Consider the following 11948-nt stretch of genomic DNA (forward strand, 5'->3'; position numbering starts at 1 on the left):
GCACCTGGCGGAATTGCCTCGAATCCCATGATGTTAGGACGACAGGGGCGGCCGATAGGTTCAAATCGCCGCGGCATCCGCTGCGCTGTTCCGACGGGCCCTCAGGCGCTCGCCAAGCTGAAAGCGGGCATCGCGGCGATATTCTTCCGTGGACGTCCAGTTCGGCGAGACCCAGGTGGTCCATCCAAGTCGTCCGCTCTGGCCGAGTCTGACCGGGGCGACCTCTCCCGCTGGAATGGCGAGTTCAACCTCCCACTCCAATTCGTCGCCGATATAAAAGAAGACGGCGTCCGCCAGCGGCTCCGACAAGTTGCGGCTTTCGGTCGGCAGAAACTGCTCGTATTGAGCAAAATTCTTGACGAAGACCCGAACCCTGATCTTGTCCTCGACGCTGAACACCCGTGAGCCGAGAAGGGCGTCTCTACCGAGGCTGGCATGTGCCTGCCCGATCCGGCTGCAGTGACTTGGGTCGAACGCGAGCCAGGTGCCGACAAACTCGTCGATCTCGACTTTGACATCGAACAGCCCCTGCAGGAACCGCGTCAGCCGTGACGCGCACTTCGCCCTTGGGGCGATAAGCCCGGCGAAGCCGAGCTTCGCCATGTCCGGTACGGTGTCCCGATTGGCGAAGACGTCGGAGCCTAGGCCCGCGAAGGAGCCGACATAGGCGATGAAGCGATCCTCTGCCGGCCGATCGTGCTGCGCGATCGGCCGCGCATCGGCCCAGGCGCGAAAGAACAGCTGCAGGAAGCGCCCGTTGAGCAGGTCGAGAAATCGCGGGAAAGCGTCATCCCGCATCAGCCACCAGCTGAGACTTTCATCCGTGGTGGCAAGCGGCAGCGCGCCCTGGGGCCCGAGCAGACCCAGAAACTTGACGAGTATCCTGAGCCGGCCGTCCTGATCGTCGACCGCTGCAAGATTGGAGGCGGGGAACTCCAGATAGGGCACCTGACCGAGGTCGACATACTCCTCGCGGCGAGCGGCGCTGTCACCGATCCGCGGTCGATCCCGGTTGGCTCGCTCCAGCTGGCGCAGCGTATTGAAGAAATCGAACCGCCAGGGTTCGGACTTCATCTGGTCGATCAGCGTCACAACGGTCTCCGCGTGCCCATGCGCGGTTGCCACCGCATGATCTCGCCGCGCTCCGGCGTGGAGATGACTGTCTGGGTAAACGTGTTGAAGCCCGAATAGTCGGCGAAGAATCGCTCCAGTACGGCTCCAAGCAAGAACACGCCGCTCCCCTCGAAAGCCTTCTCGTCGAGTACGACGGTGATCTCCAGCCCGCGCGCTGCGCCGCTACCCGTGCGCTCTCGCACCCGCCGCACCACCGGCCGGCTTTCGATCGAGCGCACGCCGCGGATCTTACGTTCCGTGGCTTCGTCGTACTGGTCGGCGAACAAAGACAGCATTTCGCGCAGCGCCCCGGCGTTCTTGCCGCCACCACGCTCGACAAGGCCAAGGTAGTTCAGGCTCAGCATGTTGATCAGCCGCCAACTGACAACTCCGCTATTGGCGATCTCGCTGCGGCTGCGCAACTGAGCCACCACCGGCTCCCGTGGACGTGTGGGACCGGCGACGCACACCAGATCGAGGGACGTATCATCCAGCAGGCGGAAGTCGGCGCCGCCGTGGCCAACCGGCAGGTGCTCCGTGAGGTGCCGATTGGAGCACAGCGCCCGGACGCTGAGTTCGGCAACGGGGTTTTCTCCGCTCAGCTCACCGGGCTCGAGCAGTGACAGGAACATGTCCGTCCCGGTGTAGTCGGACGATGAGCCATACGTCTTCTCCTCCATTGTGCGGCGTCGAGGCAGGCGGCGGACGGTGAAATAGAGACCCTCGACCGACCCCTTGGTCGGGTCGACGGCAGCCGAATACAGCGGGCGCACCAGCCGCTTGTCCTTCTCCGCCGGAAGATGCGCGTAGACTTCGATCACCTGGTGCGGTTCGTATTCAAGATAGCGACCACGATCGGGCACCACGTGGTATTCGTGGGTATTCGATTTGACGGGGATGCGATCGCTCGTCTTCTCGAACAGATTGATCGCCGGCGCAGTATAGAGCTTGAAGTTGTCGGGACGCACCGCGGCGGCAAGCCGCGAATTGTGTTCATCGAAAGCGAAGACGATGTCGATCGACTTGCTGCGCAGCTGCGGCATCACACTGCGCAGTCCGGTCAGGTTGACCCCAAGGAACTTGCGTGGAAATACGAAATATTCCCGCAGCAGCTCCGAGCCTCGGAATATCCGATTATCGTTGGGAAACAGCGACTCGTTCTCATCGAAGCCGATCTGTTGAACGCAGTCGAGCGGCGCACGCGTCACCACGGGATCGCCGAAGTGGTCGAGATGGCGGAAGTAGACACCCCTGCAATTCGAGATCAATTGCTCGTAAAGCGCGATGGAATCTGACTCCGCGCCGGAGAGGTAGATCGGGAGCTCGCCCACGCGGCAGCCTGCAAACCAGGTTTCCGGTTTGGTCCGGGCCTCGGTGTCGGGCGGTTCCTCATCGAGCCGGGCCGCGGTACGGTGGGTCAACGACAATCTCAGTCCCGCTATAACATCGCCGCCGACCGGTATCCCGAGTGCCTCCAGTGCGCCGGCTGTCGAAAAGTATTCGGCGCCGCTGAGGTCGAACGGCCAGAGCACGATGTCGCGGCAAAGTCGAAATCGGCAGGCGAGGCTTCGTTCTCTCTCTCGGTACGTGGTGTCGAAATACGCGCCGCGCGCGATCTTCTTGCCGTCGCGCAGCGCCGGATCGGCATACGGTGGCTGCGCCGCGACCAGCATGGCCGACGGAGTCGGGGCAAGATAGTTCGGAACCAGCTGTTCGAGCAGGTTTGCGGTGAATTCCGGAAATTCGTGCTTGAGCTTCAGCTGAACGCGGGCGGCGAGAAAGGCGGCGCCCTCCAACAGGCCGGTGATCATCGGATCCGAGCGATCCCGGATCAGTCCGCCGAGGCGTTCCGCGATTCCGGGGAATTCCTCGGCGAAGTCTCCCGCCTGCTCGTATAGCAGTGACAGTTCACGATTGTAGAAGTCCAGAAATTCGCGGTTCATGCTAAAGTCGATTGATCTGAATATCGCCGCTGTCGAGCTCGACGTCGGCGACGAATTCCACGGGAACGTTGAGCGGTTCGGCTTTCATGTCGGCTTGAACGATGAAGCGCAGCTTGAGCTGCTCAGGGCCGACCGAGCCGTCGCGGCGGACGCGGATTGTCTTGCGATCGAGCCTCGGCTCAAAAGTCGTCAGGGTCTCGCGCAGCGCGTCGCTGAGTTCATCGTCCGTGACCTCATCGATCGAACGATTGGCAATATCGGGAAAGCCATAGTTCAGGATCGACATTCGCACGCAATCCCGGCCGGTCATGTCCAGCGTCGATTCCAGAGCGATCGTATTGAGGAGCGTTTCGAGGTCATGGGAGACCTCGCGCCGCAGCAATGATTCCGAGATCGGATGGCGTCCCGTGCTGCGCCGGCCTGCGATGATCCGTTCACCGGACTGGTCGCGCAGATTGAGCTCCTTGCGCGCATCACGTGCCTCGTGAGCCGCGCGAAAGGCTAGCATGAGCGGTGGAGAAAGCCGATCCTTTTTTGGCGAAAGCGTCATTCCGGTCCCCATGTCGGCCGGGGCAATTGGCGTCCGGCGCGACCTGTCGTGATCAAGCGGGTGAGCCAAAAAGGGTGGGCGGGATCGCGCCGCATGGCAACGGTTATCCGTTATCGCTAACCAGCGCCAGGCGTGGACCAGTAGATCAAGCCCATTCCTTGTTGGCAGGAACGTCCCAGCCGAAGGTCGGCGACGCGCCGGCGGCGCCCTTCTCCGTCTGGGTCTTGTAAGTCATCTTGACCTTCGCAAAGTTCAGACTCACGTTCTCGGTCAGACGATCTTCGCCGTGCGACCCGCCGGTCGACACGCTGGTGACCAGAACCTGCTTCATCTCGATCTTGAGATATTCCAGCGGGTTCTCGCCGGCCTTGCGAACGGTAAGGATCGCGGTATCAATATGCTTGCCGTTCGCGCAGACCTTGAACAGTTCCGGCGTGGCCTTGTCGACGAAGTGCGTGAAGTGGAGATCCTGGACGCTGACCTTGCCGGCGCCGCCGCCGGATCCGCTGTGGAATGTACCGGTCTGGCTTTCGCCGAAAGACCAGCTCAAGACATCGATTTCGTCAGGATGTTTGTCGTCCTTCGATTCGCCCTTGATCGGATCGAGTTTCAAGAAAATATCGACAGCCATAGCATAGTCCTCTCAAAAATCTTGATATTGACGGTCGTGATGACGTGACGTCAGGAGCTCGGACCCGGCAGGCGCGAGACGAGGCTGAGGCCGACGTCCATCGCTTCAAGTTGAAAGTGGGGACGGAGAAAGAAGCGTGCGTTGTAGTATCCCGGGTTCTCCTCGTTTGCTATGACCTCAACCTTCGCAGCGGCCAGCGGCTTGCGCGCTTTCTGAGCTTCTGACGACAGGGCTGGATTGGCATCAACGTATTCGTTGATCCAGGTCTGCAGCCAGACCGTCAGCTCATCCTTCTCCTTCATGGATCCGATCTTGTCGCGAACCATGCACTTCAGATAGTGCGCAAAGCGAGACACTGCGAACATGTAGGGCAGACGTGACGATAAGTTGTCGGACGCGGTTGCATCCACGCCTTTCTCGCCGAAATACTTCTTCGGCTTGTAGAGCGACTGCGCACCGATGAAGGCCGCCTTGTCGGTGTTCTTGCGATGGATCAGCGGGATAAGGCCCGCCTTTGCAAGTTCGTGCTCACGACGATCGCTGATCGCGATCTCGGTCGGGCATTTCAGGTCGACGCCGCCGTCGTCGGTCGGGAACGTGTGCGTCGGCAGGTTGATGACCTCGCCGCCGGACTGCACACCGCGGATGCGCGTACACCAGCCGAACTCCTTGAAGGCGCGGTTGATATTGACTGCCATCGCGTAGGCGGCGTTGATCCAGCCGTATTTGTCGCCGGTATGCCCGTCGGTTTCTTCCTCGAAGGCGAACTCCTCCACAGGCTCGGACTTGGCGCCGTAGGGGAGGCGACCCAGTGCCCGCGGCATGCAGAGACCGAGATAGCGTGAGTCATCCTGGTCGCGCAGACCCTTCCAAGCCGCATATTCCGGCGTGTCGAACACCTTGCCGATGTCGCGCGGATTGGACAGTTCGGTCCACGAATCCATTCCCATCAGCGTGGGTTCGGCCCCGGCGAAAAAGGGGGCGTGGGCCGCGCCGGCAATCTTGCTGAGATCGCGCATCAACTGCACGTCGGTGGGCAGATGGCTGAAGTAGTAGTCTCCGATCAGGCAGCCGAACGGCTCGCCACCCAACTGGCCGAATTCGTACTCGTAGACCTGCTTGAACAGCGGGCTCTGATCCCAGCGGGCATCCGGATAGAGCCGGAGGTTGCGATAGAGTTCACTCTTGGAGACGTTCATCACGCGAATTTTGAGATTGGCGTCCGTCTCGGAATTGAAGACGAGGTAATGCAGACCGCGCCAGGCGCTTTCGATCGCCTGGAACTCCGGTGCGTGGAGGATCTCATTCATCTGCGCGGTGAGCTTCTGGTCGATCCGCGCGATCATCTCCTCGATGGTGTCGAGGACGTCGGATTTGATGACGCTGGTGTCCTTCAACGCTTCCTGGACGAGCGTTGATACCGCGTTCTCGACTTCGGTCGCCGCGCGTTCGGTGCGAGGCTTGAAGCTTTGCTTCAGCAGGGTTGCGAACTCGTCAGTCTCGACGGTCCCGAGCTGAGTAACGGTTGCTTTCTGACCAGCTTCTTTTGCCATGGTCCCCAGTCCTTCCCTTATTTCTCAACGTCGGGTTCGGTCGGCTGGCCGGCTGCGCGCTCCTGCAGCGCGGCCATCAGTTGCGGATCGCTGAGAAGCTTCTTCAACTGATCCTCGGCGGCCACCTTGCCGTCCATGTAGCGCAGCAGGTTGGCGAGCCGTTCGCGGGCCTCCAGCAGCTTGGCCGTAGCTGGAACTTGCCGGGCGACCGCCACCGGTGAGAAGTCGGCCATCTTGTTGAAGCGCAGGCCGATGGAAATCTTCTCGTCGGGCGCATCGCCCAGACGATTAGCCACCCGTGTCGTCACGCCGGGCTGAATTGCCGCCATGCGGTTGTCGAAATTGTCCATGTCGAACTCGAGGAATTTGCGCTCCTCGACCTTGGACTTCTCGACGCCGGCGTTGTTGCCGGAGAGGTCGGAGAGGACGCCCATGACAAACGGCAGCTCGATAAGCCGCTCGGCGTCGTAGGGATCTTCGTATGTGATGTGCACGCGCGGTGCGCGGTTTCGCCGAATGAATTTTTGACCGCTGTCCGTAGCCATGGCTGCCCTCTCTACTTGGAAACCGACTTGCGCGACGCAGGCTGATAAGGCGGCTCAACTCGCGGTCGACAAGCTTCCTTATGTCCTGTTAGTGCCGCCGAGCGAAAAGCGGGTTCAATGCGATTTGTCGATTGTCTTGAGCGCCCCCTCGGGCAGGACGTCATTCAAGAGGCTCAGGAAGTCTCGCTGCGCGAGATCGCGCGCGCGGTCGACCAAAAAAGGGATCGGGCTGGACGGCTCTGCGGCTCGGAAGAATGCCGCCACCTTCACCAATAGGCCCAGAGCTTGAGTTCTGCTTTCTACACAAAAAACAATATCTTGAGATGCGTTCTCGACCGTGGACGAGGGTGTTATGGCGAGTTCCGCCATCCGTTCGATAGGCAGGTCGAAAACCTTGTCGCGCCCGATGTTGATCGCGGCGCTCTCCACGTGGGTGGGCACCAGCATCCGCATCACCTCGATGAATGACTTGCCGACCATTTCCTGCGCCTGGCGCACCAGCAACAGCGCCGGGTTGGACGGTTCCATTCGGGAGAAATAGTCCGCCGCGGCCGCAAGTGCTGCGGTGGCCTGCGCTGACGAAGCCAGCGCGCCGGTCGTTTCCAGTGGCGCTTGCGCGTCAACCGGTGCCGCATCGTCCGATAGCGCGGCCACTGCGGCCGGATCACGCTCCGTGACAACACCCGCAAGCCACGCGGCCATACCGTTTACGACTCCGGAGACTCGATCGAGGCTGATGGGTTGACCCGCGTTCAACTTTTCGTGCCAGATCGCCTTGAGGCCGGAAATTTCAGCCGCGACCGCCGAGCACCGGGCACTCACGGCCTTGAGGGTGTGGAGATCGGTATCGCCGATGATGCGCTCGATAGTCGCTAGATCGGGGCCGCCCGCGTCGGCATCGCCGTGGGTAATTTCGCCTTTTGCGACCTGATAGGCCCGGTAATTGAGGCTGCCATGCCTGCGGTTCTCGATCAGCGGAAGGAATTGGAGGGGGTTGATCACGGTTGGAAACACATCGATCGCTTCGACCGTGACTGCCCGAAGCGCATAGTCGCCGTCTTGGGCCCTCGGATGCACCGCCTCCCACTGATCCCTCAGCAGCGTGGTGGTCGCCTTCAGGCAATTCAGAAAGCCGTCGAGATCCCGGTTGAGGATTGAGAACTTGGCCAGCAGCATGTTCAGGCGCAGATCGCGGGTGCGCGCCAGAAGGGGCCGTACGGCCTCAAACTGGCCCGCAATATCGACGGCCTTCGGATCGAATCGTCCGCGCTCTCCATTGGCGTTGACGACCTCGAAATACGACATCGGCAGCAGGGATTCCGCACCTGCGAAAAAATTGAGGTACTGTATGTCGCCGGCGGCGTCGAGGTCCGGCCCGCAAGGATCTTCGGCCGCTATGGCCTGGGTGAGGGATGCTACGTCGAGCATGCGCGGATCGTCCGTCTCCTAAGTCATCCGCCCCTCTGCCGAAGCCCGTGTCGTCCAACGGATCGGGCAGGGGAGGATCACGATCTGATTGCCTTGGTAGGTCAGATCCATGATGGCGCTGGTTCATTCCCCAAACGATCATGACAGTTTCGCGTGAACCGGCAAGCTCTTGGAGGCGACTATACTTAAGGGGCGAGGTGGTTCTTTGGACGGCTGCCGTGGCGCGTCAGAAGGCCCGCCCGCCCTCGGGGCGGACTTGCCGGCCCTGTCAGCGGCAGAAGGGATTTCCGTGGTTCTTACATGACGCCTGATCTGCACTTCTGCGGATCACGCGGACGAAGAGGGAGTTAACGCCCACATGGGCCAGCTTACCCAGGATACCCGCCTCTGCGAGCTCAAGACGCCTCTCGGCAAAGACGTTCTGGTTTTCGTCGGATACGAGGCTTCGGAAGGACTTAGCGAACTCTTCGAATATCGCATCGAGTGTCTCAGCGAGGATGCCGATCTCGACTTCGACCGCGCGATCGGTCAGCAATGTACACTGACCATCAAGCTGCACGAAAAGGAACGCGAGTTCAGCGGCATTCTCACGGAAGCCCAATGGCTGGGGGTGAAGAACGACTACTTCAGCTATCGGATCGTACTGAGGCCTTGGCTATGGCTGTTGTCGCGAACCACCGATTGCCGGATCTGGCAGGACAAGAAGGCGCCCGACATCATCAAGGAAGTCTTCAACGATCGCGGCTTCACCGACTATGAATCCAAGCTGACCGAAGAGGGCTCCTGTCCGAAGCTCGAATATTGCGTTCAGTACCGGGAGACCGATCTGAATTTCGTTTGCCGGCTGATGGAACAGCACGGCATCTACTACTATTTCAAGCACGAGGGCTGCAAGCACACGCTGGTGTTGGCGGACTCCAAATCGTCGCATAGCCCGATCAACGGCCTTGCCACGATACCCTACATTCCGCTGACGGGAGCCGATCGGCGCGGCGAGCAACACATCTACGAATGGGTCTCGGAGCGTCGATTTCGGACCGGCAAGGTCGAGCTCAACGACTACAACTACCAGAAGCCCAACGCGCAGATGATCAGCGACGCCAAGGGTAACGAGCACTACACGCGGTCGGAGATGGAATTTTACGACTATCCAGGCAAGTTCAAGGAGAAATCCGACGGCGAGCGTTACGCGAAGATCCAGCTCCAGTCCGAACAGGCCATGGACCGGCGGCGGCGCGGCAACGGCGACGCAGTCAACCTGTTCCCCGGCGGACTGACTAAGCTCGAAAAGCACCACAAAGACTCGCAGAATGTCGAATATCTCGTGGTGCGAGCCACCCATTCGTTCTCGATCGAATCCTATCGCACTGGCGGCCCGAGCGACGCCAGCCAACACGTCTATTTCGGCAGCTACGAGTTTCTGCCAAGTGATCGGCCGTTCCGCGCGCCGATGCTGACGCCGAAGCCGAGGATCAACGGCGTCCAGACCGCCAAGGTGGTGACCAAGGACGACAATTCCAGCGAGGAGATCGACGTCGAAAATCTCGGCGAAATCTATGTCCGGTTCTTCTGGGACCGGAAGAAAAAGCGGTCATGCCGGTTGCGCGTCGCCCAGGTCTGGTCCGGCAAGAAATGGGGCGGCCAGATCATTCCGCGCGTCGGACAGGAGGTGGTCGTCGAATTCCTGGAAGGAGATCCGGATCGGCCGCTGGTGATCGGCACCGTATATAACGACGAATACAAGCTGCCCTACGATCTGCCGTCCAAGAAGACGATCGCGGGATTGAAATCGGACTCCACCAAGGGGGGCGGCGGCTACAACGAGTGGAACTTCGAGGACAAGAAGGGCTCCGAGAAGATCACGGTGCACGCCGAGAAGGACCACGACGTGACGGTCCGCGACACCGAGACGCGGACCATCGGCGAAGCCGCGTTCGGTGGCGACACCCGCAAGACCACCCTCGTCAACGGCAATGACAAGCTCGACATCGAGCTGGGAGGTCAGCATATCACCATGACGATGGATCAGTCCGTCACCGCGGGCCTGACCATCACGCTCATGGCGAACGTCAACATCACCCTGCAGGTTGGCCCCAGCCAGATCATCCTGACCCCTGCGGGTATCGTCATCAACGCGCCGACTATCGCGATGACCGCGCAGGGCGCCATGGCACTCGCAGCCGGGGGACCGCTGGGCGCCCACGGCCTGCCAACTCTTGTCGGCTGACCGCTATGAGCCAGGCTCGGTTCGCTACGGTGCAGGATCTGTTTCAGGCCTATCCCATGGCGCGCCACGACGTCGGAAAGGCGGAGGTCAACAAGCCTTCGCTGGACTTCCTTCAGGACGCCACCGATGCGCGCAATTGGCACGGAGCCGTCTCTTTCTGCGCCTATCTGCTGCCCAGGCGCGTGGCGGTTGCCTGGGGATGCCGCTCGTTGCGACGGATGTTCGACCAGTTCGATGCCAACGACAGCAGGTCGCTGAATTTCGTGGAGACCTGGGTCAGGCAGCCGGACGAGCAATCCCGGAACAAGGCGCTGGCGGTCGGCAATGCCAACGATCCCGAGCAGCCGGCGACATGGCTGGCGCTGGCAGCCGGATGGTCCGGCGGAAGCGTGGTTCCGGCAGAATTTGCGCCGGTCGAGGCCAAGCCCGACCAAGCCGCGCGCGCGGTGCGAGCGGCCCTGCTGATCGCCCTTTGCCGGCTGCCCCGCGAGTCCCGGGACCGGATAATGACGGCATGCCTGGAGGATGGTATTCAATTGGCACGCGGCGAACCGCGCCCTCCGCGCTGACGAGACGATGAGATGGTGCTTCGCTTCAATATCGAGAACGAACCGAATCTTCCGGACGGCGGCCCTGTATCGTTTTCGGTCACGGGCAGGCGGTCGGTCGATATTGGCCGGGACCGTCACCTCGACTGGACGTTGCCCGATCCGACGCGGATGATTTCCGGAAAGCACTGCGAGGTGCATTTTCGCGACGGCGCCTATTGGCTGCATGACGTCTCGACCAATGGCACTTTTCTCAATGGTGCCGACCAGCGCATCCGGGGGCCACACCGGTTGCGCGACGGCGATCGACTTACCATTGGCCACTACATCATCGGAGTTTCACTGGAGCACGAGGCGGGCGGGCGCGTCCCGGACCGCGAGGCGCAACCGCGGGCTTCTCCCGTCCAGCAGCATGCCGGGTACCAGGAGCTTTGGGCGGCCGACCGCGACGTGCCGCCGCCGATCGATCCACAGCAGCTGAAGAACCCACGCGAGGCGGCGCGGCCGATCAATCCGGAGTTTCTGGATTGGGCCGCGAGCGTCCCGGCGCCGGGAGTGGATCCGTTTCGACGTCAATCGCCGACGCCTCCGCACCAGCCCGATGCGCAGGACGACATGAGCTGGGCCGCCGGCCCGGTCGCGACGCCGAGAGCACTGGTCGAGGCACCACCCGCCATGCCGACCCCGCGCCGGCCATCGGTGTGGACCGATGATGAAACAGTGCCCGTCCAGCCGCCGCCATCGCCGGCCCGGCCACCCGTTGAGCAGTCCCGCCCGGCACAAGTGGTGGGCGAAGGGCCAGCCGCGGCCAAGCCGGTCGGCGTTACCGAGTTCGCGCGGCTGGTGGCACGTGCTGCGGGGTTGCCGGACAATTTCTTTGCCAACAAGACCGACGCGGAGCTCGCCGAACAGCTCGGCACGATCTTGCGCATGACCGTAGACAATCTGATGGCGCTGCTGCAGGCGCGAACTCAGGCCAAGCAGCTGACCCGCAGCACCAGCCAGACGACTGTCCAGGCCGTGGAGAACAACCCGCTGAAATTCTCGCCGACTTCGGAAGAGGCCATGCGCATATTGTTCGGGCCGCGGACGCGCAGCTATCTCGACGCGCAACGAGCCTTCGCGCAGGGCTTCGGCGACCTCAAATCGCATCAGTTGAAGACGTACATGGCGATGCAGCACGCTGTCCACGAGCTCATCGCCGGCATCGATCCGACGCTCATGGCGCGCGAGCTCGAGCTTCAGCGCGGCGCAAACTCCTGGTTCGGCTCGAACAAGGGCAAACTCTGGGACGAATTCCTGACGCGCTGGAAGGCGCATCTCGGCCGCGACAATAGCGCGCCGATCGATACTTTCATGTTGCATTTTTCGGACTATTACGACCGCGCCGACAAGGGCGGCTCAAAGTGA

The 11948-nt window shown here is 61.5% G+C and carries 10 protein-coding genes; 3 read left to right on the forward strand and 7 right to left on the reverse strand.

The window, feature by feature from the left end; translation table 11 throughout:
- Nucleotides 1–60: 60 nt before the first annotated feature.
- From tssG to GGD65_RS33475, 7 genes are all read right to left on the reverse strand, one after another.
- Nucleotides 61–1125 (reverse strand): type VI secretion system baseplate subunit TssG, encoded by a 1065-nt coding sequence (tssG, locus tag GGD65_RS33445; protein ID WP_183238026.1) that lies wholly within the window; start codon nucleotides 1123–1125, stop codon nucleotides 61–63.
- Nucleotides 1089–3056, reverse strand: coding sequence for a type VI secretion system baseplate subunit TssF (tssF, locus tag GGD65_RS33450; RefSeq protein WP_183238027.1), 1968 nt, complete (start codon nucleotides 3054–3056; stop codon nucleotides 1089–1091). Before tssF ends, tssG begins: the two co-directional genes overlap by 37 nt.
- 1 nt (nucleotide 3057) lies before the next feature.
- Nucleotides 3058–3606, reverse strand: a complete 549-nt coding sequence (gene tssE / locus GGD65_RS33455) for a type VI secretion system baseplate subunit TssE (protein WP_018318180.1) — start codon at nucleotides 3604–3606, stop codon at nucleotides 3058–3060.
- 145 nt (nucleotides 3607–3751) lie between these two features.
- Nucleotides 3752–4237: a type VI secretion system tube protein Hcp gene (locus GGD65_RS33460; protein ID WP_018318179.1), complete on the reverse strand. Its 486-nt coding sequence runs from the start codon at nucleotides 4235–4237 to the stop codon at nucleotides 3752–3754.
- 50 nt (nucleotides 4238–4287) lie between these two features.
- Nucleotides 4288–5790: a type VI secretion system contractile sheath large subunit gene (gene tssC, locus GGD65_RS33465; protein ID WP_018318178.1), complete on the reverse strand. Its 1503-nt coding sequence runs from the start codon at nucleotides 5788–5790 to the stop codon at nucleotides 4288–4290.
- Nucleotides 5791–5807: 17 nt separating this feature from the next.
- The gene (tssB, locus tag GGD65_RS33470; protein ID WP_018318177.1) at nucleotides 5808–6335 is read right to left on the reverse strand and encodes a type VI secretion system contractile sheath small subunit; all 528 of its coding nucleotides are present in this window, start codon (nucleotides 6333–6335) and stop codon (nucleotides 5808–5810) included.
- Between the two features lie 114 nt (nucleotides 6336–6449).
- Complete coding sequence (locus GGD65_RS33475; RefSeq protein WP_183238028.1) at nucleotides 6450–7763, reverse strand: ImpA family type VI secretion system protein; 1314 nt, start codon at nucleotides 7761–7763, stop codon at nucleotides 6450–6452.
- A gap of 358 nt (nucleotides 7764–8121) precedes the next feature.
- Between GGD65_RS33475 and GGD65_RS33480 the strand changes: the two genes are divergently transcribed.
- From GGD65_RS33480 to tagH, 3 genes are read left to right on the forward strand one after another with little or no spacing between them, the layout of a single operon-like run.
- Nucleotides 8122–9990, forward strand: a complete 1869-nt coding sequence (locus GGD65_RS33480; RefSeq protein WP_018318175.1) for a type VI secretion system Vgr family protein — start codon at nucleotides 8122–8124, stop codon at nucleotides 9988–9990.
- Between the two features lie 56 nt (nucleotides 9991–10046).
- Entirely contained in the window at nucleotides 10047–10559 is a 513-nt protein-coding gene (locus GGD65_RS33485) for a DUF6931 family protein (protein WP_245283198.1), read from the forward strand.
- A gap of 12 nt (nucleotides 10560–10571) precedes the next feature.
- Entirely contained in the window at nucleotides 10572–11948 is a 1377-nt protein-coding gene (tagH, locus tag GGD65_RS33490; RefSeq protein WP_183238029.1) for a type VI secretion system-associated FHA domain protein TagH, read from the forward strand.

Origin of the sequence: Bradyrhizobium sp. CIR18 (assembly GCF_014198295.1) — a bacterium.
Lineage (GTDB): Bacteria > Pseudomonadota > Alphaproteobacteria > Rhizobiales > Xanthobacteraceae > Bradyrhizobium.